At 65.3% G+C, this 19,617-nt stretch carries 24 protein-coding genes, 1 tRNA gene and 1 pseudogene; 4 read left to right on the forward strand and 22 right to left on the reverse strand.

Annotated elements, in window-relative coordinates:
* Positions 1-2: 2 nt before the first annotated feature.
* From WDLP6_RS21310 to WDLP6_RS21410, 21 genes and pseudogenes are all read right to left on the reverse strand, one after another.
* Complete coding sequence (locus tag WDLP6_RS21310; protein WP_162593959.1) at positions 3-602, reverse strand: hypothetical protein; 600 nt, start codon at positions 600-602, stop codon at positions 3-5.
* A 246-nt stretch (positions 603-848) separates the two neighbouring features.
* Entirely contained in the window at positions 849-1,391 is a 543-nt protein-coding gene (locus WDLP6_RS21315; RefSeq protein WP_162593960.1) for a hypothetical protein, read from the reverse strand.
* Between the two features lie 6 nt (positions 1,392-1,397).
* Positions 1,398-1,712, reverse strand: a complete 315-nt coding sequence (locus WDLP6_RS21320; protein WP_162593961.1) for a hypothetical protein — start codon at positions 1,710-1,712, stop codon at positions 1,398-1,400.
* A 128-nt stretch (positions 1,713-1,840) separates the two neighbouring features.
* Positions 1,841-2,614, reverse strand: a complete 774-nt coding sequence (locus WDLP6_RS21325; RefSeq protein ID WP_162593962.1) for a hypothetical protein — start codon at positions 2,612-2,614, stop codon at positions 1,841-1,843.
* A 90-nt stretch (positions 2,615-2,704) separates the two neighbouring features.
* On the reverse strand, positions 2,705-4,549 hold the full coding sequence (locus tag WDLP6_RS21330; protein WP_162593963.1) for a phage tail tip lysozyme: 1,845 nt from the start codon (positions 4,547-4,549) through the stop codon (positions 2,705-2,707).
* 1 nt (position 4,550) lies between these two features.
* Positions 4,551-4,820, reverse strand: a complete 270-nt coding sequence (locus tag WDLP6_RS21335) for a phage tail assembly protein (protein WP_162593964.1) — start codon at positions 4,818-4,820, stop codon at positions 4,551-4,553.
* Positions 4,813-5,124 (reverse strand): hypothetical protein, encoded by a 312-nt coding sequence (locus WDLP6_RS21340; RefSeq protein ID WP_162593965.1) that lies wholly within the window; start codon positions 5,122-5,124, stop codon positions 4,813-4,815. The genes WDLP6_RS21335 and WDLP6_RS21340 overlap by 8 nt, the downstream gene beginning before the upstream one ends.
* On the reverse strand, positions 5,121-5,450 hold the full coding sequence (locus WDLP6_RS21345; protein ID WP_232077183.1) for a hypothetical protein: 330 nt from the start codon (positions 5,448-5,450) through the stop codon (positions 5,121-5,123). The genes WDLP6_RS21340 and WDLP6_RS21345 overlap by 4 nt, the downstream gene beginning before the upstream one ends.
* Positions 5,447-6,808: an AAA family ATPase gene (locus WDLP6_RS21350; RefSeq protein ID WP_232077185.1), complete on the reverse strand. Its 1,362-nt coding sequence runs from the start codon at positions 6,806-6,808 to the stop codon at positions 5,447-5,449. The genes WDLP6_RS21345 and WDLP6_RS21350 overlap by 4 nt, the downstream gene beginning before the upstream one ends.
* Positions 6,805-6,996: a hypothetical protein gene (locus WDLP6_RS21355; protein WP_162593966.1), complete on the reverse strand. Its 192-nt coding sequence runs from the start codon at positions 6,994-6,996 to the stop codon at positions 6,805-6,807. The genes WDLP6_RS21350 and WDLP6_RS21355 overlap by 4 nt, the downstream gene beginning before the upstream one ends.
* On the reverse strand, positions 6,993-7,232 hold the full coding sequence (locus tag WDLP6_RS21360; RefSeq protein ID WP_162593967.1) for a hypothetical protein: 240 nt from the start codon (positions 7,230-7,232) through the stop codon (positions 6,993-6,995). Before WDLP6_RS21360 ends, WDLP6_RS21355 begins: the two co-directional genes overlap by 4 nt.
* Positions 7,233-7,241: 9 nt before the next feature.
* Positions 7,242-7,442, reverse strand: a complete 201-nt coding sequence (locus WDLP6_RS21365; protein ID WP_162593968.1) for a helix-turn-helix transcriptional regulator — start codon at positions 7,440-7,442, stop codon at positions 7,242-7,244.
* Positions 7,443-7,755: 313 nt separating this feature from the next.
* Positions 7,756-7,947: pseudogene (locus tag WDLP6_RS35140) on the reverse strand (single-stranded DNA-binding protein); the annotation flags it as partial.
* An 83-nt stretch (positions 7,948-8,030) separates the two neighbouring features.
* Positions 8,031-9,254: a tyrosine-type recombinase/integrase gene (locus WDLP6_RS21375; RefSeq protein WP_162593969.1), complete on the reverse strand. Its 1,224-nt coding sequence runs from the start codon at positions 9,252-9,254 to the stop codon at positions 8,031-8,033.
* Between the two features lie 135 nt (positions 9,255-9,389).
* A tRNA-Ser gene (locus WDLP6_RS21380) sits at positions 9,390-9,474 on the reverse strand.
* A gap of 47 nt (positions 9,475-9,521) precedes the next feature.
* Positions 9,522-10,223 carry a TetR/AcrR family transcriptional regulator gene (locus WDLP6_RS21385; protein ID WP_162593970.1) on the reverse strand — a complete coding sequence of 234 codons (702 nt, stop codon included), beginning with the start codon at positions 10,221-10,223 and terminating at the stop codon, positions 9,522-9,524.
* Complete coding sequence (hemW, locus tag WDLP6_RS21390) at positions 10,220-11,404, reverse strand: radical SAM family heme chaperone HemW (RefSeq protein WP_162595195.1); 1,185 nt, start codon at positions 11,402-11,404, stop codon at positions 10,220-10,222. The genes WDLP6_RS21385 and hemW overlap by 4 nt, the downstream gene beginning before the upstream one ends.
* Before the next feature lie 68 nt (positions 11,405-11,472).
* Positions 11,473-12,072 carry an RdgB/HAM1 family non-canonical purine NTP pyrophosphatase gene (rdgB, locus tag WDLP6_RS21395; protein ID WP_162593971.1) on the reverse strand — a complete coding sequence of 200 codons (600 nt, stop codon included), beginning with the start codon at positions 12,070-12,072 and terminating at the stop codon, positions 11,473-11,475.
* A gap of 33 nt (positions 12,073-12,105) precedes the next feature.
* A complete protein-coding gene (gene rph / locus WDLP6_RS21400) occupies positions 12,106-12,834 on the reverse strand; it encodes a ribonuclease PH (RefSeq protein ID WP_162593972.1) in 729 nt (242 codons plus the stop codon).
* Positions 12,835-12,860: 26 nt separating this feature from the next.
* Positions 12,861-13,766 (reverse strand): PP2C family protein-serine/threonine phosphatase, encoded by a 906-nt coding sequence (locus tag WDLP6_RS21405; protein ID WP_162593973.1) that lies wholly within the window; start codon positions 13,764-13,766, stop codon positions 12,861-12,863.
* Positions 13,763-14,770 (reverse strand): serine/threonine protein kinase, encoded by a 1,008-nt coding sequence (locus WDLP6_RS21410; RefSeq protein ID WP_162569211.1) that lies wholly within the window; start codon positions 14,768-14,770, stop codon positions 13,763-13,765. Before WDLP6_RS21410 ends, WDLP6_RS21405 begins: the two co-directional genes overlap by 4 nt.
* Positions 14,771-14,861: 91 nt before the next feature.
* Between WDLP6_RS21410 and WDLP6_RS21415 the strand changes: the two genes are divergently transcribed.
* The 4 genes from WDLP6_RS21415 to WDLP6_RS21430 all read left to right on the forward strand — a co-directional run bounded on the left by WDLP6_RS21415 (position 14,862) and on the right by WDLP6_RS21430 (position 18,999).
* Positions 14,862-15,776: a YicC/YloC family endoribonuclease gene (locus WDLP6_RS21415; RefSeq protein WP_162593974.1), complete on the forward strand. Its 915-nt coding sequence runs from the start codon at positions 14,862-14,864 to the stop codon at positions 15,774-15,776.
* Between the two features lie 11 nt (positions 15,777-15,787).
* Entirely contained in the window at positions 15,788-16,408 is a 621-nt protein-coding gene (gene gmk / locus WDLP6_RS21420) for a guanylate kinase (protein WP_162593975.1), read from the forward strand.
* A 39-nt stretch (positions 16,409-16,447) separates the two neighbouring features.
* Positions 16,448-16,651: a DNA-directed RNA polymerase subunit omega gene (gene rpoZ, locus WDLP6_RS21425; RefSeq protein WP_162569214.1), complete on the forward strand. Its 204-nt coding sequence runs from the start codon at positions 16,448-16,450 to the stop codon at positions 16,649-16,651.
* A 92-nt stretch (positions 16,652-16,743) separates the two neighbouring features.
* Entirely contained in the window at positions 16,744-18,999 is a 2,256-nt protein-coding gene (locus WDLP6_RS21430) for a RelA/SpoT family protein (RefSeq protein WP_162593976.1), read from the forward strand.
* A gap of 9 nt (positions 19,000-19,008) precedes the next feature.
* Here WDLP6_RS21430 and greB read toward each other — a convergent pair whose 3' ends face one another.
* Positions 19,009-19,584, reverse strand: a complete 576-nt coding sequence (gene greB / locus WDLP6_RS21435) for a transcription elongation factor GreB (protein WP_162593977.1) — start codon at positions 19,582-19,584, stop codon at positions 19,009-19,011.
* Positions 19,585-19,617: the final 33 nt, after the last annotated feature.

Below are 19,617 nucleotides of genomic sequence, written 5' to 3' on the forward strand. Positions count from 1 at the left end.
AGTCATCGGGCCGCAAAGTCTGCTTCCGGCTCTCCCAGCTCAGCGATCTGTTTGTGGACATAGGTCGTGAGCGTCTCGGTGACCTTGTCGGCCTCCAGGCCGAGCTCGGCGGCCAGCATCGGGCCAATCTTTGAAGGGAAGTTCAGCCAGGCGTCCCGTGCCGCGCGGCCCCCCTCAAAGAGCACCTGTTCGGCAAGGGCAAGCTCGACAAGCGTCCCCTCCTTCTCTTCGTACTCAAGGCGCTTCAGCATGGCGTTGTAGTTTTCCTTGATCCGGATCGCCTCGTTCAGATCGTGCTCCGCGCCGAACTCCCGCACGAGCCGTGAAGCGGCAACCGCTGGCGTCTCGTCGTCACGCACCTCCAGTGCGGACACTGGTGCGGACAGCTGTGCGGACATGTCCGCGGACACTTTGGATTTGTCCGCACCCTTCCGGCCTGAGGCACGAGTGGCCTTTCGCCAACCGAGTTTGAGCTGGGCGGGATCAAGCAAGCCTCCAGCGTCAGCGTGCAATCTTCCGGCCGTCAGCGCGCGCCGGACCTGCTTCTCATCACAGCCCGCGCGGCGGGCAAACTCACGGGCACTGATACTTGGTGCGGACATCTTTTTTATCCTTGTAGCTGGGGAAATAACGCGGTGCGCAATGCCCGCGATGTAGAAGGGCCCGGGAAGGACCCGTTGTTTTCTGGGGCCTGCTTTTGGACCGTTCCGCGGAGCTGGCTAGGACGCCCACAGCGCGGCGCAGCGCCTTGGGTTGATACCGTGATGGCTGCGATCCCGAACGAACGCGCAGCGGCACGCTGGCTCGCTTGCGCGCAGGGGCCCACAGGACGACGTCACGAGCATTCATCAGCTCGCCTTCTGGCGTCGCGATGCAAAGACAGCGTCCCACTGAGCTGCGACATTGCGGGCTGCCCGTCCATCGTGGAGCCTGTCTGCCACCTGTGCGCTTTCAAGCGCCGAGAGCACCCCAAGCGCTTCGGTTCGGCTCATGCGAGTCTTGAATGCGAGGCTTGCGGCGAGCGCCGGATTTTTAACCCCTGCCACAGACCTGAGGATGGCGGCACAGCGTGCACGTTCGCGGCGTCGGGCAACAGCGACGGGGCCGTGGCCGAACATCTCCTCGGCGGCGTCATCGTCGATCGTGGGAGCGATCTTCTCCTTTGCCACCGGTTTGGGCGTAGGCAGCGCTGCGGCTGCGTCCTTCGGCGCGGGCGCGGCGGCCTTGGCGACGTTGCCCTGCAACCGAGGTTTCGCAAGCGGTGGGACCACCTTGGCTGAATTTGGAAGCGCAACAATGGGGTTCTTGCTAAGGCCAAAAAAGTGCGCGAGCCTCAGCGGGAGGCGAGCGAGCTTGCCGGCCGCGGCTTTCATCTGAACGCGTGCGTTCATGATCGATCAGCCCGCGGCGCCGAGCGGAAGGCCCGTGGTCATCATCACGTTGTCGAGCATCGCGCGCTGCTTGGAAGCCTCGGCGTCTGCCTCCTGCGCGAGCTGGGTTTCGACCTCGGCGTAGCGAATGCAGATGCGCTCGATGGTGGCCGGAGTGATCGGCTCCTCGGCTTCGACGGTCAGTAGACCAGCCATGGCGCCGAGCCAGATGCCCTCCAGGCGCATGCGCGCGAGAGCGTTGGTGTTGATGGGGCCGTCGACGTTGAAAGTCACGTTTTTCGAGTCGGACGTAGCGGCTGCATGGATGGAAACGATCTTCATGTGAATCCTTGTTCGTAGTAATAGGTCCCCCGTGTCGCCGGGAGCACGCGACCAGTGCCCACCTCATGAGTCAAGCGTCACTGGCTGCCGGTGTTACGCGCCACCGCCGGCTGGGCGCTCTCGACGATTTAAGAAGTGACTTCCGCCATCGGCGCGGGTGCGGCCGCCTCGACGCGAGGGGCGGGGAACTTCGGGCGCCGGGCCAGCGGCACGAAGTTGGAGTGGTAACGGGCGGCGCTGATGCTTGCGGCAATCGCCCTCACCGGTTCGGCAATCGCATCGGCTTCTGGCGTCTGGACGCCGGTGAGGAGGTTCTCGCCCTGATTGGCCCAGCCGGCGGACGACCACACGCGCCTGAAGCCTTCCGGACTCGGGCAGTAGGCGGCCGTGACGAAGTCTGCAAGGTTGCCGCCAGCCAGCGCCAGCGCTTGCGCTCGGGCCATGACCGCGGCGAGCGGCTTTGCTGCCTCGGCGATCTCATCGGCCAGCGTCCGCGTAGCCTGCTGCGCCCAGATCGCAAGCGCCGCTTGCAGCTCGACGCCGGCAGCTTTCACCGCCGAGTCGAGATCCGGCGCCATGCTTTCGAGGGCCACGATCTTCGTGCGCGCACGCCGGAGATCGCGCTCCTTCAGCTCCAGCTCTGCGGTCAGCCGGTCGATCGTCTTTTCGTGGCGCTTCACGTCGCCGGGCTCGCACAGGGCCAACGCGCCTTCTTCGGCTGCACGCTCGGCCGTCAGAGACTTGAGGTCAGCCTCGAGAGTGAGGGCGTGCGCCGCGGTGGTGTCGACCTGCTCGGCGAGCTTCTTGCACTGAGCGCGCGCAGCTTCTATGGCGTCGGCAGCGGTCTGCAACTCAGGCGAGACCGTGTACGGCGCGGCGTCGGTGGTGGAGAGAGATTTCATTTTGCGTTTCCTAAGTGGTGGTTGCCGCGAAGACGCTCGCGGCGGGCGTGGCTTGGCCCGAATGGGCGGCCAGGGTGAAAGGTTGCATGCTCACGGTGAGACCGAGGTCGGCATAGCAGCCGCGACGCGTACGGGGACGCTGGTGCCGTCGGCCTTCTGTGCAGTGGCCTTGGTGCCTGCAGGCATACCGGAGAGCTTGATTTCGATGTCGTGCTTCATCGAGGTCGCCATGTTTGCGCGGCGCGAAGCATCGCCCTCCACGTCGCCGGGTCGCTCATACAGGCGGGAGACGATCGAGGCCGACTGACGCTCATCCGTAGCGTTGCGAAGTGCATCGCCAGCCTTCTTTTCAGAGCCTTGGGTCAGTTCGTAGTTGACGAAGCCCATCTGCTCCTCGAGCGTGGCCTGGCGGATGTTCTTGCCCGCCCACTTCGCGAAGTTGCCCTGGCGATCGGCATGCCATTGCGCAAGCCCGTACGCGCTTCCCTTGTCTCCGACAGCGCCCGCATTGAAATTGCTTTCTTGCTTCAGGTTCGCGGCGATGCCCAAGGCTTGCTCTTCGCTCCAGCCCTTGCTCTTAAAGAAGTCGACGGCGGTGCGCGCATCACCTCTCGCGCGCAGCTTGGCGAGATCACTGTCCTCGTTCTTGTTCAGGTCGCCGGAGTAGGTCAGCGCTGCGCCGCCGACACCGGCCTTCAACAGCCAGGGGAAGGCACGCGCAAACCATCCGATGGGCGCAGCTCCGGAAGCGCCTCCGGCCGCCGCCGTCTCCGCAGCCTTGGCGCCTTCGGCAGCGATCCGCGCGCCCTCCAGCTTGCCGAGCGCCAAGATAGCCAAGCCGGTCTTGGCTGTCATCTCGACCAAGGCAAGCGCAATGCCCGTGATGCTCAGCAGCAGCGGGCCGGCCATGATCCCCGCGATGCCAAAGGCGGCGACCTTCCATCCCCCGATGGAATCGACGAAATCACCGATGCTCTTGATCGTGTCCTTCGTGTCGCTCCAGAGCTGCTTCCAGTTGATCTCCTTCAGCCACTTGGCAAAGTCCTTGGCCCACTCGCCGATCTTTTCCCCGATGGCGACGCGGTTCGCGGAAATCAAATTCGTGAGGGTCTCGATCAGCGGCTGGAACGCCGGGATCAGCGCATCGCCGATCGTGTTCTTGAGGCCCTGGCCCGCGATGTCGAGGTAGGTCAGCGCCATGCCGAAGTTCCTGGCGCGCTCGATCTGCGGTTCAGTCATCACGCCGCCCAGCTCGCGGACCTTCTGCTGATACCGGTCGATCCCCGCGGAGCCTTGGCGCAACAGCGGCAGTAGGCCTTCGACGCCCATCGTGCGCGCGATCAAGGCTTGCTGCTGCGGGCTCTTGACGTTGGCAATCGCGTCCGCGAGATCCTTGAAGGCGCGCGTCGAATCCATGGCACCGCTCGCGGTCTTGTGAATGCCGATGCCGAGCTTGTTAAGCACGGCCACTGCGTTCTGGTTGCGCCCGTAGAGTGCGTCCTCCATCGTGGTCCCGAGTGCATTCATGCCGCTCGTGAGTTCGGACGACGAGACGCCCGCCACCTCGGCCGCGCCGCGCAGCGACTGAAGCTCGGTGGACGACATTCCGATGGTGCGCGATGTGCGAGCCACTTCCGAACCGAGCCGGCCCCATTCGTTCGCCAGCGCCGCAACGCCGACGATCGAGCCGCCGCCCACCAGTGCGAGGAGCGGAGCGCCGATCTTCCCGATTTCGGATGCCGCGCCGCGGGCGTTGCGCGCAACGTTGCCGATGGACTTGGCCATCTTGTCCAGGCCCAGCTCGTGCCCGAGCGCCTTCGTCGACTTGCCGATCTGATCGATCGGGCGCGTCAGCCGAGAGAACGAGTCATTGATCTTGCGGACCGTCGCCGTTGCGCGGTCCACAGCGGAAATTGTGATCGCGAAATTGTTCATGCTATTCGCCCGCTTCGGTTGCGGACTCGGCAGCGCTGAAGGTGTCCAAGAACTTGCCCGCGTCCTTCAAGTCGCGCTGGCAGATGCCTTCGACGGCGCGGCGCGGGATCTTCGCCACGGTCGAGATCAGGTTGATCACGACGCCGAGATTGCTTTCGGCAGTGGAGGCCTTCTCGAGCTCGCCCGCGGTGGGCTCGCGCAGATCCAGCTTGTCGTAGACGATGTCGCCCAGGGTGACGGGCTTGCGAAGGGTGATGGTCTTTTCATCCATGATTTTTCCTCGGTGGTTGTGCCGGCATCTCGGGATGAGGCGCGCCGGCAGGCGCGTGTTCGGATGCCGCGCGCATGGCCGGCGGGGTGCTGCTGTTTGGGCCGTTGCGCCGATACTTCGCCTTGGTGCTGCAGTTCGTCGTCGCCGGGTTCCTGCAGGGCATACCGGCCTCGGCCGTCCATCCGCAGGAACACTTTTCCCAGCATGCGCATTCGCCGGTGTTGCCGCACCTCGTGCATTGCAGGAATGAGGTATCGCCCGCCAGCAGTTGGGCAAAAGATGGAGCGCCCTTTGGCTTGTTCATGCCTTGCCTCCATAGGTCTGCCGGAAGTGGTCAAGCAGGTCGGCCTGCAGGTGGATCGGCGTCGCGTTGCAGTCGCGCACCATGTCTGCGCGAGCGGCGGGCCCGTCGCCATGCCGGTCGCATGCGCGCATGGCGCCAGCGATGAGGTCGGCGGTGAGCCGATCGATCTCATGCAGGAACGCCAACACTCTGGGCTTGTGGTGCTTCAGCAGGCCGCGCAGGTCAGCGGTCAGCTTCTCTGCCGGCGCGACGACCAAGGTGTCGCCGTCTGCGCGGATCGTCAGGCCGACCTCCTCGATCATGCGAATGAGGAGTTCGGGCGTCACAGGCGCTCCTCACCGAAGATTCCACCGTGTTCTGAAGACTCCACGTTCAGAATCAAGGAATCTTCGGAATCTTCGAGCCGAAATGGAACCTTCGAAGATTCCGAAGATTCCGAAGATTCCGAAGATTCCATCTTTTTGAACGTGGAACCTTCGGAGCCTTCAATGGAATCTTCGAGAGTCGCGATTGCAAAAGCAGGCTGGCCGCCGCCCGGGATCTGCCAGTACCAACCTTCATTCATGGCGCCCTTACGCCGCGTGACATGAATTTTCTTGGACGCGGCCCAAACCTGTTTCTTGGTGAAGCCCGCATCGGTCAGGGTCTTGGTAGCGTCCTTGGCAGGAAACCACCCGGGTCCGGTTAGGCACTCACGCAGCAGCTCGGCGGCGTCGCTGGCGGTGCTGTGCGTGTCATCGTCTTCCGGTTCGGCGAGCAGCTCCTGAGCCGTTCCGGCCAGCGCTTGGCCCCACGCGATCCGCGAGGCCTGGATGCCGGGCAGCGCTTCGACCTGCTCGAGGTGGTATTCGAACCCACCGTCATCCGGTCCGATATTGGACTTGCTGCGAGCCAAGATCCGGCGGTCCTCGCCTTCAGCGTTCTTGACCTTGGCGGCGACCAGTACCACGCGAGCCACCGCGGCGAAGGCCACGGACCCGATCACGCGCTGCGTCGGATCCTGCCCTTGACCTCCTTTTGAGAAGTGACTGATGCCCACCACGGCAGCGCCGGTGGCGGCGGCCAGGTCGACCAGTGGCTGCAGCGCGCGCCGGACTTCCCCGTTCTTGTGCGAATCGCCGGCGACAGCGGAAACCACTGGATCGACCATGACCAACTTGACGTCACCGATGCGATCGATGGCCGCCAGCAGATGCCCCAAGTCGCGCGCGGGATCGAACGGCAAGATCTCTCCGTCGATCAAAGTCGCCTTGACGAAGTGCACCTTGGAAGGATCACCGCCTGCTGCGAGGAACCGCGGCAACAGCGTGTCTTCGGGATCGTCTTCGCCGGTCCAGATAACCACATGGCCGGCCTCGCAGATGGTTCCATCGGGAAGACGGCCGCCAATCGAGATGATCGCAGCGATCGCGATAACTATCGTGGTTTTGCCCTGCCCGGGAGCGCCGGCCAAGATGTGAACCTTCCCCTTTGCGATCCAGTCGCGCCAGAGCCATTCGATCGGCTTCGGCGTCAGCATGGTGCCGCACACCAAGATCACTCCGTTGTTCACCGCATTGGGTTTCGCCAGATGAGTCACGGCGCGCTCGTATTCGGCCTCGCTCGGCGTCTTGACCTTCCGCTTCGTCGGCTCGGGCGGCGCCATGCCCGGCACCATCTCGTCAAGGATGTCGAGCGCGCTCATGCGGCAGGCCTCCAGCCGAGCGCGTGGAGACGCTGGCGCAGTTCTTCACGCAGGTAGCTTTCCATCCACTCCTTGTGATCAGGCCAGCGGGCGCCGTGTGCTCGAGCGATGCTGTCCATCTGGCGGTCGTACCACTGCTGAGCACGCTGGCGGATCTGGGCGGGCGTGTGGCGCTTCGTGTCGTTCATGCCGCACGCCCCCGCACGCGACCGAGCCAGGCTTCGACCGCATCAAGATCGGGCAGCTCCTTCGTGAGCGCCCAGCGCGAGACGATGTAGACGCGGCGGCCACGCTCGTCGGTCGAAGGGATCAACGTCACGCCGACGAGTGCGCACTCTGCGGCCAGCGTGGCCTCGCGCTTCTTGATCGCATCAGGTGCGGGTGCGCACATGCACGGCCCAGGGCCGTTCTGCTTTTGATTCATGGCCGCCCCTTAGAGCGACTGGATGAGCTTTTCGATCTCCGACGCGCGCCAGCACGTCGTGCGGGGGCCGAGTTTGACCGCTGCCGGGTAGCGGCCCTCGCGGACGCCGTTCCACCAAGCGGCTCTGCTCACGGGAACGCGAGCAAGCACATCGGGAAGGCGCAGCAGCTTGTCTGCTGGCTGTTGCGGGGAAACTTCAATTCGGGACATTTCATGCTTTCTGAAAGCGTTTTAGAAATACCCGAACCGATGCCACCAGAACCGAAACAGCTGCTGCTGAAGCGTTCTGCTAGACTTTAATGGCTCCTTCCAGAGTGCCATCAGGGCTTCGGTCCAGGTGGCAGACGGCGTCCTGAGGTACGAACTCACGACGCCGTCGCCTTTTGTGGCTATCTGGTCTGCGATGTGTCCACCGCACACCAACTAGCCGTCTCGATATTACCGGATCGGTTTTCCTTCACCATGTGCGAGATTCGGAAAAGCCGCGATCCCGACTTTTTCTAGAACAGGACTTGATAGGCTTTCACAGAGGGGAAAGCCACCTTTTTGAAGCGTCCTGGCGTACACGCGCGACTTCCGTTCTCGATTGAAAAATCTGGATGTTCTCGACGCGGATGTCGGTCGAGTACTTCTCGACGCCGTCCTTGTCGGTGTACTTGCGCGTGCGGATCTGGCCTTCGTATATCTGCGGACCCTTGCGCAGGTACTGCGCGGCGCATGGCGCCGTCGAAGCCGCTGCTCCGGCCGCACCTCACTCAAACCGGATGTCGCCGACGTGCTTAACACTCGCGCTCCCTACTACCTTGGCGGCCTCGGTTTGTCGCAGAAGTCCGCCCACGCTTGCATCATGGCCGCCCGCTTGGCCAGCAGGTCGCCCCGTCGGTACGCCGCTTCCACGGCGCTTTCGATCGTGTGCGCCAGGGCCATCTCGGCCATCTCCCGCGGGTAGTTCGTGCGCTCAGCCGCCCAATCGCGGAACGTGCTGCGGCAGCCGTGGGGCACGCACATCCTGCCCTCAGCGTCGCGGAAGCCCATGCGGCGCATGCACGCCGTCAGCGACATGTCGCTCAGCGGCTGCTCCACCTTCCGGCCGGGGAATAGCAAATCCGTGCCCTCGATCTTTGGCAGGGCCTTGAGCAGCGTGACCGCCTGCTTCGACAGCGCGACCCGATGCTCCTTCTTGGCCTTCATCCGCTCAGCAGGCACTGTCCAAACCTTTGCCTGTAGGTCGATCTCCGGCCAGCGCGCGCCGCGCACCTCGCCCGATCGTGCCGCGGCCAACATGGCCAACTCCAGGGCTCGAGCGCTCATGCCTTCGACCTTGCGCAGGGCAACCATGAACGAGCCGGCGTCGTCGACTTTCAGCGCGGGCTGATGCTTGACCTTCTTGATCTTCCTCGGCTTCGCAAGTAGCTGGTCGAGGTGGCCGCGCCAGCGCGCCGGGTTGTCGCCCGTGCGGTAGCCGCGGGCGGTCGCCCAGTCCAGCACGGTCTCGATGCGCCCGCGCAGGCGTGATGCCGTCTCGGTGGTCGTCTGCCAGATCGGCTCGAGGACCGTCAGCACCTGGGCCAGGTCGATGTCTTTCACCAGCACGTTGCCTATAGGCGCACAGTGAGTGTCAAGCGTGCTCTGCCACTGCGCGCGGTGCTTCGCGTTCTTCCACTCGCCGGACTTCGCCTTCATGAAGGCCTCGACACACTGGGCGAAGGTCTTGGCACGCGCTCGGGCCGCGGCGGACGCGCTGCGGGTCGCCTGGCGTTCCTGTATCGGGTCCTGGCCGGCGTCGATCTTCGATCGAGCCTCGCGCGCCTTCTGCCTGGCATCGGCGAGCGGTACATCGGGAAAGCCGCCGAGGCCCATATCGCGACGCTTGCCCGCCACCATCGCGCGCAGAACCCAGGACCGGGCGCCGGCGTCGTTGATCTTGAGCTGTAGGCCTGCGACGCCGCCAACAGCATGCGCGCCGGGCTTCGTCAGCCTGTTGACCTGCAGCGCGCCAAGCTCTGCCGCTTTTTTGGGCATATCGTCCCTTCCATCAACCCTGCCATCATAAATTGATGGACTGGGCTGGATGTTAACGGACTAACGGAGCGCTTGCTATACGAAGTCCTCCAATGAAAAAGAGGCCGCGAAGGCCTCTTTCATTTGTAGCTCCGGCGGAGAGTGTGAGATTCGAACTCACGGACGGTCGCCCGTCGGCAGTTTTCAAGACTGCTGGTTTAAACCACTCACCCAACTCTCCGAACTGAACTGACCTGCCGTGCGTTGCGCATCGGCAGGACCGCGATTTTAGTCGCTGCGCCGATCGCCCTCTCCGGAAGCACCTGCGGCTTGCGGCGCCCACCCGCGCATCACCAGATCGACGATCCCTTCGGCCCAGGCGCGCCGCTCCTCGCGCCCTGCCAGCGGCTTCGAAATGAAGAAGCGCACGCCGCCGAAGGCGAGCGTCGACAGCTGCACTGCCGCCAGCTCCGGCGAGGGCACATGCAGCTTGCCCGTCCGGTGCGCCTCGGCGAGGTAGTCGACCACAGGCGAGAGCACGTAGCTGTTCTCCGCGTAGAGCGACTTCGCGAGTTCAGGGAATCGCGTCGCCTCGGCGATCACGAGGCGCAGCAGGGCCAGCGTCTTGGGTTCGGTCGCGCCGAGGTACATGCGCTCGACGAGGTCGAGCAGGACCTGTCGTTCGTCCTCGGCACGCCGCACCAGGGTGGCCTGCATCGTCTCGCGGGCATGGCCGACCGCCCGGTGCACGACCTCGCGGAACAGCGCTTCCTTGTTGTCGAACTGGCGGTAGATGGTGATCTTGGCGACGCCGGCATCGCGGGCGATGGCCTCGATGCTGGTGGCCGCGTAGCCCTTGTCGAGGAAGGACGTCAACGCAGCCGCCAGGAAGGACTCGCGCAGCGCCGCCGCCTGTTCCGGGCTGGGCCGACCGCGCGATCTGCGGGGGCTTTCTGGAACGGGGAGGTCCGCCACGGTGGTGCCGCTCACGCGTCGGGCAGGAAGATCGTCTGCAGGTCGCTCAGGAAATCGAGCCCGCGGGGCGTTGGCCACACGCGCTGAAGGTCGCGTTCGATCAGGCCCTTGCGCTCGGCCTCGTCCATCCCGCGCCGGATGGCGGTCACGGCCAGGCCTGTGCGCTCGCCGAATTGGGCCAGCGTGAAGCCATCCTTCAGTCGCAACGCATTGAGCATGAATTCGAAGGGCAGTTCGGAGATGGCGACCTCGTCGCTCTGTGCAACCGCACGGGCGGCGAGTGCATTGTCCATGTAGAGGCGGGGTTCGCGAAAGCGGATTTGCCGCACCACGCGGTGCGCGAAGCTCAACTTGCTGTGGGCGCCAGCGCCGATGCCCAGGTAGTCGCCGAACTGCCAGTAGTTGAGGTTGTGCGCGCAGCGATGGCCCGCACGCGCGTAGGCCGAGATTTCGTAGCGCTCGAAGCCGGCCTGCCCGGTGCGCTCGGTGATGCGGTCGAGCATCGCGTAGGCCGTGTCGTCCTCGGGCACGACGGGCGGAAACTTGGCGAAATAGGTGTTGGGCTCGATCGTGAGGTGATAGACCGACAGATGCGGCGGCCCCAGCGCCAGCGCCTGGTCGAGATCCGCGTCCAATCCCTCGAGCGTCTGGCCGGGCAGCGCATACATGAGGTCGAGGTTGAAGGTGTCGAAGGCGGCCGCGGCCTCCTCGACTGCGGCGATGGCCTGCGCGCGATCGTGCACGCGGCCGAGCGCCTTCAGGTGCGCGTCGTCGAAGCTCTGCACGCCGACCGACAGCCGCGTGACGCCGGCCGCGCGGTAGGCGCGAAAGCGATCGCGCTCGAAAGTACCGGGGTTGGCCTCGAGCGTGATCTCGCAGTCGGGCGCCAGCTTGAGGCGCGCGCGCAGGTCGCCGAGCAGCCGGTCGATGGCGGCCGGCGAGAACAGGCTGGGCGTGCCGCCGCCGATGAAGATGGTGTGGACGCTGCGGCCCCAGATCAGCGGCAGCGCGGCGTCGAGGTCGGCGATCAGCGCATCGAGGTAGCGGGCTTCGGGCAGCGAGTCGCCGCCGGCGCGCCATTCGTGCGAGTTGAAATCGCAGTAGGGGCATTTGCGCAGGCACCACGGCAGATGCACGTAGAGCGACAGCGGCGGCAGCGCCGCCAGCTGCAGCGGGCCTGGCCGCATCAGGTGCATCACGTCGTTGGCGCTGGCCGCGGCCGCGGAAGTGTCTTCGGCGGTCGCCGAGATCGGGACGACGCGCTTCACGACCAGCGCTCGCGCATCAGGGCCAGCATGGCGCGCGCTGCCTGGCCGCGATGGCTGTTGGCGTTCTTGACCTCGGTGGGCAACTGGGCGAAGGTCTTGCCGAACTGGGGCAGGAACATGACGGGGTCGAAGCCGAAACCGTTGTCGCCGACGGGCTCGCGCGCGATCTGGCCGGCCACCCGGCCGATGGCGATCAGCGGTTCGGGGTCGTCGGCGCGGCGCAGCGCCACCAGCGTGCTGACCAGCGCGGCGCGGCGGTCGTCCTGGCCGGCGAGCTGTTCGAGCAGCGCGCGCACGTTGTTCGCGTCGCCCTTCTCGTAGCCGAATTGGGTGGCGTAGTAGGCGGTATCGACACCGGGCCCTCCGCCGAAGGCCTCGACGCAGAGGCCGGCATCGTCGGCGATGGCCGGCAGGCCCGTGGCCGCGGACGCATGGCGCGCCTTGGCGAGCGCGTTCTCGACGAAGGTGCGGAACGGCTCCTCGGCCTCGCCGACGCCGAGCTCCGACTGCCGCACCAGCGTCATGCCGAGCGGTGCGAACAGCACTTGCAGCTCGGCGAGCTTGCCGGCGTTGTTGGAAGCCAGGACCAGTTTCATCTGCGTCGAATGCCGAGGCTCGAAGGGACTTTCTCAAGCCGCGAGGGCCTGGGTCTGCAGGGCAGTCAGCTCGGTGATGCCTTTTTCCGCCAGTGCCAGCAGCGCGTTCATTTCCGCGCGCGAGAAGGCCGCGCCCTCGGCCGTGCCCTGCACCTCGACGAAATGGCCGGCGCCGGTCATCACCACGTTCATGTCGGTGTCGCAGGCCGAGTCCTCGATGTATTCGAGGTCGAGCAGCGGCGTGCCCTGCACGATGCCGACCGAGATCGCGGCGACGTGGCTGCGGATCGGAGAGGCCGGGATCCTGCCTGCCGCCAGCAGCTTGGCGACCGCATCCTGCGCCGCGACGAAGGCGCCAGTGATGGCGGCCGTGCGCGTGCCGCCGTCGGCCTGCAGCACGTCGCAATCAAGGTGGATGGTGCGTTCGCCGAGCGCGGCCAGGTCGAACACGGCGCGCATCGAGCGGCCGATCAGGCGCTGGATTTCCTGCGTGCGGCCGCTTTGCTTGCCGCGCGCCGCTTCGCGGTCGCTGCGGGTGTGTGTGGCGCGCGGGAGCATGCCGTATTCAGCGGTGACCCAGCCTTCGCCGCTGCCGCGCTTGTGCGGCGGCACTTTCTCTTCAACCGAGGCCGTGCACAACACCCGGGTCTGGCCGAACTCGATCAGCACCGAGCCCTCGGCATGGATGGTGAAACCGCGGGTGATGCGAACGGGGCGCAGCTGATCGGCGGCACGGCCGCCGCTTCGGATGAAATCTGTCATGAGGAAAGTGGAGAAGGTAAAGAGACTCAGGCCTTGCGTGCGGCCGAGCGCCGTATCGCTTCGTTGATCTCGGCGATCGAACGCTCGATGGCGTCTTCATCGAGGTCGTCGAGTTCGCTGTCGGACGGCATGCCGGCCTGGATGGTGGAGGCGAACACGCCGTCGCTGATGCTGTCGGTGGACACGCCGCGGCTCTGCCCCGGCGCATCGGGGGTTTCCCATTCGAGCGCGATCAGGGTCACGTTGTCGCTGTGGACGCCGCCATTGCGCAGCGCCATCTCGGCGAGGTCGGGCGCGGCGTCGGACACCGGCTTGCCGGATGAAAGGGTACGCACGATCAGTCGATCGTCGAGCACGCCCCAGAGGCCGTCCGAGCACAGCATGATGCGGTCGCCGCGCTGCAGCTGCAGCGGCTGCGAAACGTCGAACAGGGGCGCGGTCGGCGAGCCCAGGCAGGTCAGCAGCAGATTCCGGTTGACGGCCTCGGGGCCGGCATTGGCGCGCGGGCGCTCGGCATGCGAGTGGTCGCGTGTGCGCATGAGCATCTCGCCATCGCGCACCACGTACAGGCGCGAGTCGCCGCAGTGGATCCAGGTCGCGGTGGTGCCTTGCAGCACGCAGGCGACCACCGTCGTGCGCGGCGTGTCGAGCATGGCCTTGTTGCCCGCGTAACGCATGATCTGCTGGTGCGCGGCCATCAGCGATGCGGTCAGGAAGGCCTTGACGTCCTTCACGATCGGGCGCGCTTCGCGCTGGTAGAGGGCCGCGATGGTCTGCAACGCCAGCTGGGCCGCAACCTCGCCTTCCGGATGCCCACCCATGCCATCGGCCAGGACGAAAAGACCCGACTCCCGCGTGTAGCAATAGCCCATGCGGTCTTCGTTCTTGAGGCGGCCACCTTTGCGGCTGACTTGGAATACGGAAAACTTCATGCCGGTCGCGTCGTCGGTGCGGCTGCTTTTGGCAGCCCTTTCTTCTCGAAGGAGCGCATGTTGTCGATCGACAGCCGGACCTTCTCGCCGACGGTGAGCTTGGTGTAGCGGCGTTCGCCTTCGCGGCTCAGTTCCTTTTGCAGTGCGAACACCGACTGCGGGCGCGACAGCGGATCGAGCGACATGCACCACTCGACCACCTCGATCAGGTTGTCGGAATAGATGCCGCGCAGGCGCGACAGCGACAGGCCGAGCCGGTCCTTCTCGATGCGTTGCGGCGCGTCGTTCGGCGGATAGCCCTGCATGCAGGCATAGATGCACGCGCCGATGGCGTAGATGTCGGTCCAGGGGCCCATGGACGAATCGCGGCGGTACATCTCGGGCGCGGCGAAGCCGGGCGTGTACATCGGGCGAATGAAATTGCCCTCCTTGGAGAGCACCTCGCGCGCGGCGCCGAAGTCGATCATGACGGCGCGGTCGTCGTCGGTCACGAAGATGTTGGCGGGCTTGATGTCCAGGTGCAGCATCTTGTGCTGATGCACGATGCGCAGGCCGCGCAGGATCTCGTCGAACAGCGAGCGGATGGTGGACTCGCGGAAGACCTTCTGTTTCTTCAGGTCTCTCGCGGTGACGATGAAGTCCTGCAGGGTCGCGCCCTCCAGGTAGTTCATGACCATGTAGACGGTTTCGTTCTCGCGGAAGAAGTTGAGCACGCTCACCACCGAGGCATGCGAGATCTGCGCCAGCGAGCGCCCTTCCTCGAAAAAGCTCTTCAGCCCGAGCCGGTAGAGCGACAGCTTCTCGGGCGGCACCTGGGGCGCCAGCTCGCCGGTGCCGCGCGTGGCCAGCGACGAAGGAAGATATTCCTTGATGGCCACCTGCTGACCGCTGTGATCGACGGCAAGATAGACGACCCCGAAGCCGCCGGCGGAAAGCCGCCGAACGACGCGGTAACCGCCGATGACCGTCTCGGGCAACAGGGGCGAAGGTTTGACCTTTGACATAATCCGGGAGTTTCGCCCCAAGGCGAGGGTGCGGCAAGCGAACGCCGTGCCGTCGTCTCGGTGCGTGCACACAAATTCACAGCGAGGCGCGATGCCAGTTTACAGCATGACCGGCTATGCCAGCGGCCAGAACGGCCCCACAGGCAGTCACTCCGAAGCCGAAACGCGGCACGCCGCCACGGGTCGGCTCGGGGTCGAGATCCGCTCGGTCAACAGCCGATTTCTCGATCTCACGTTCAAGCTGCCGGAGGAACTGCGCCAGCACGAGCCCGGCTTGCGCGAATTGCTCGTCGGCAAGCTCAAGCGCGGCAAGGTCGAGCTGCGCGCCTCGATCGAGAGCGCCGCGGGTGCCGGCATCGGCGAGCCGTCGACCAGGCTTCTGCAGCGGCTCAACGGCTTGCAGGACAGCATCAAGTCCTGGCTGCCCGAGGCGCGCGCGCTCAGCGTGGCCGACGTGCTGCGCCTGGCGGCCGGCGACAACGGCGCGCGGGGCGACTGGGGGCCCGGGCTCACGGAGGTGACGGAAAAGGCGCTGAAAGCCCTGCTGTCCGCGCGTGAGCGCGAGGGCGCCCGCCTTGCCAAGATGCTGCAGGACCATCTCGCGCAGCTGCGCAAGCTGACCGCGCAGGCGCTTCCGCTCGTGCCGGTGCTGGTCGAGCAGCAGCGCACGCGCTTTCTCGAGCGCTGGCAGGAAGCGATGGGCCTGAGCGGCGGCACGCCGCCCGAAGCAGCCCAGGACCGCGCGCTCACCGAAGCGACCGCATTCGCCATCCGCATCGACGTCGCCGAAGAGCTGACGCGCCTCGATTCGCACCTCGACGAGATCGAGCGCCTGGTCAAGAAGGGCGGCGAGATCGGCAAGCGCCTCGATTTCCTGATCCAGGAGCTGCACCGCGAGGCCAATACGCTGGGTTCGAAGTCCGCGACGCTCGAACTCACGCGCATCGGCGTCGACATGAAGGTGCTGATCGAGCAGATGCGCGAGCAAGTCCAGAACATCGAATAGAGAACGGTTGCATGGACTATCCCGGAAACATCTTCGTGGTCGCGGCACCGAGCGGCGCCGGCAAATCGAGCCTCGTGAAGGCGCTGATGGAGCTCGATTCGGCCGTTCAGCCCTCGGTCTCGCACACGACCCGGCCGCCGCGCGGGCAGGAGAAGCACGGTCGCGAATACTTCTTCGCGTCGCATTCGGAGTTCGACGCAATGGTCGCGTCGGATGCCTTCATCGAATGGGCGCATGTGCACGGCGAGCGCTATGGCACGTCCAAAAAGGCCATCGAGGAGCGGATCGCCCAGGGGGCGGATGTCATCCTCGAAATCGACTTCCAGGGCGCCATCCAGATCCGCAAGACCTTTGCCAACGCGGTGATGATCTTCATCCTGCCACCGAGTTGGGAAGAACTGCGCTCCCGCCTCGAGCGGCGCGGCGAGGACAGCGCCGCGGTCATCGAACTGAGGCTGCAGAACGCCGCCCAGGAAATGGGGCGCGCCAGTGAATTCGATTTCGTTATAATCAATGAGTTATTTGAGCGCGCGCTTTTCGACCTGAAGGCCATCGTCCACGCTCAGCGGCTCCGGTATTCCGCGCAACGCCGCGCACGTGCGGACACTTTCGCCGCCCTGAACATTCGCTGATTCCACCCAAACCTTACGCCCCAAAGCCGAAAGATCCTCATGGCCCGCATCACCGTCGAAGATTGCCTGGTACACATTCCGAACCGCTTCCAGCTCGTGCTGGCCGCCACCTACCGTGCGCGCATGCTGAGCCAAGGCCATGCGCCGAAGATCGAAAGCAAGAACAAGCCGGGCGTCACCGCCCTGCGCGAGATCGCCGAGGGCAAGATCGGCATCGAGATGCTCAAGAAGGTACCCGGCTGAGTTGATGCAGCCGTACAACAAGGAAGCACCGCACGCGGTGCTTTTTTTGTGCCTGAAAGCGTCGATCCGCCTGCCACGCTAAAGTGGCAGGCATGAGTGCGGTTGTCAAGTCCCAGTCAGAAGCTCCGCGGAGCACGCCCCGGCCGAGTCCGGCGGCGTTGAATGCGGCTGCCGCCAGTTTTGCCGCGTTGACGGCCCGGCTCGATTATCTGAGCGCGGAGGACATTGAACAGGTTCGTCGCGCCTACCGCTTCGCCGACGAGGCGCACCTGGGCCAGTTGCGCAACAGCGGCGAGCCGTACATCACCCATCCGATCGCGGTGGCGGCGCAATGCGCGGAATGGAAGCTCGATGCACAGGCGCTGATGGCGGCCCTGCTGCACGACGCGATCGAGGATTGCGGCGTCACCAAATCAGAGCTCATCGAGCGCTTCGGTGCGCCGGTGGCGGAACTGGTCGACGGCCTCACGAAGCTGGACAAGCTGCGCTTCAACACGCGCGAGGAAAACCAGGCGGAGTCGTTCCGCAAGATGCTGCTCGCGATGGCGCGCGATGTCAGGGTCATCCTCGTCAAGCTGGCCGACCGCACGCACAACATGCGCACGCTCGACGACGCGCCGCGCGAGAAATGGTCGCGCATCTCGCGCGAGACGCTCGACATCTATGCGCCGATCGCCCACCGGCTGGGCCTCAATCAGACCTATCGGGAGTTGCAGGATCTTTCGTTCCGCCACCTGAGGCCGTGGCGCTATGCGATCCTGGCGAAAGCCGTGGCCAAGGCACGCGGGCGGCGGCGCGACCTGATCCAGAAAGTCCAGCAGGAGCTCGAAGGCGCCTTTGCGGCAGCCGGCATGAGCGTGCGGATCGCGGGGCGCGAGAAAACGCTCTATTCCATCTATCGCAAGATGGACGAAAAGCACCTGAGCTTCGCCCAGGTCACCGACATCTACGGCTTCCGCCTCATCGTCCCGACGGTGATCGCCTGCTACACCGGCCTCGGCATCCTGCACCAGATGTACAAGCCGCTGCCGGGCAAGTTCAAGGACCACATCGCGATCGCCAAGCTCAACGGCTACCAATCGCTGCACACCACGCTGGTCGGGCCTGCTGGCGTCAACGTCGAGTTCCAGCTGCGGACCGAAGCGATGCACGTGGTGGCCGAGTCCGGCGTGGCGGCCCATTGGCTCTACAAGGCGGCCGAGCCCAGTGCGGCGACCAGCGAACGGCTGGGCACCAAGTGGCTTCAGTCGCTGCTCGACATCCAGGACGAGACGCGCGACGCCGCGGAATTCTGGGACCACGTCAAGGTCGACCTTTTTCCCGATGCGGTCTACGTGTTTACGCCCAAGAGCCAGATCCTGGCGCTGCCGCGCGGCGCGACAGTGGTCGACTTCGCCTATGCGATCCACAGCAACATCGGCGATCACACCTCGGCGGCGCGCATCAATGGCGACCAGGTTCCGCTGCGCACCGAGCTCAAGAACGGCGACGTGGTCGAGGTGATCACGGCACCGGTGTCGACACCGAACCCGGCCTGGCTCGGCTTCGTGCGCACCGGCCGGGCGCGCTCCAAGATCCGTCACTATCTCAAGACGCTGGCGCATGCCGAGTCCGAAGGCCTGGGCGAAAAGCTGCTTGCGCAGGCGCTGCGCGCCGAGGGCCTCGGCAATCTGCCGGACGACGATCCGGAGCATCAGCCGCTCTGGGAAAAGCTGCTGCGCTTCACGGGCAACCGCACGCGTTCCGAACTTCTGACCGACATCGGCCTGGGCAAGCGCATTGCCACCATCGTCGCCAAGCGGCTCATGGCGCTGCTGGCCGAGCGTGGAGAAAAGCCGGACGCCCTGATGCTGAGCCGCGAGCGTTTCACCGCGCACGAAGCCGTCTCGCAAGGCGCCGTCTCGCTGGACGGCAGCGAAAACTCCTCGGTGCGTTTTGCGCTCTGCTGCCGTCCCATTCCGGACGATCCCATCGTCGGCTACCTGGGTCACGGCGAAGGGCTGGTGGTACATACCGAGGCATGCGGTGTGGGCCAGCGCCTGCGCCACAAGGACAGCGAACGCTTCTTCGCGGTCGAATGGGCCGATGACCCGGTTCGCACCTTCGAGACCGGGGTGGTCGTCACCGTGCGAAACGACAAGGGGGTGCTGGCCCGCGTCGCGGCCACGCTCGCAGAGGAGGAAGCGGACATCACGCACGTGGAGATGGCCGACGAAACGCCGCAAGACTCGACCGATCTGCGTTTCGTGATCGCGGTGCGCGACCACACGCATCTCGAAGCAGTGCTCCGGGCCGCGCGGCGAACGCCTTCGGTGCTCGCGGCCTCGCGCACCGTGCCTGCACCCTGAAGGGCCGGCTCAGGCGAGATCGGTCGGCGGCGGGTAGCTGACTGCCAGCACCTCGATGTCGTGCACGCCGCCCGGCGTGGCGAGCTTGACCACATCGCCTTCCCGCGATTTGAGCAAGGCCCTCGCGATGGGCGAGATCCAGCTGACCTGGGCTTGTGCGCTGTCGGCCTCGTCGATGCCCATGATGGTCACTGCGTGCTCGTCGCCGGTCTCGTCCGCATAACGCACGGTGGCGCCAAAGAAAACCTGGTCGCCGCCGTGGTGCACCGACGGATCGGTGACTTCCGCCACCTCGAGGCGCTTGGTGAGAAAGCGGATCCGCCGATCGATCTCGCGCAAGCGCTTCTTGCCGTAGATGTAGTCGCCGTTCTCGGACCGGTCCCCATTTTTGGCCGCCCAGTGGACCGCCTCCACCACCTTCGGCCGTTCCTCGTCCATCAATGCCAGAAGTTCGGCGCGCAGCCGCGCGTAACCCTGGGGCGTGATGTAGTTCTTGCCGCCGGCCGGAAGCGGCGGCGCGGCGCCGACGCCGCCGTCGCTGTCGTCGTCATCCGCGTCGGACTCCTTCGTGAATGCCTTGTTCATCGACCAAAGCTTAAATCAACGGCCTAGCACTCT

The organism is Variovorax sp. PBL-E5, assembly GCF_901827185.1.
Lineage (GTDB): Bacteria > Pseudomonadota > Gammaproteobacteria > Burkholderiales > Burkholderiaceae_C > Variovorax.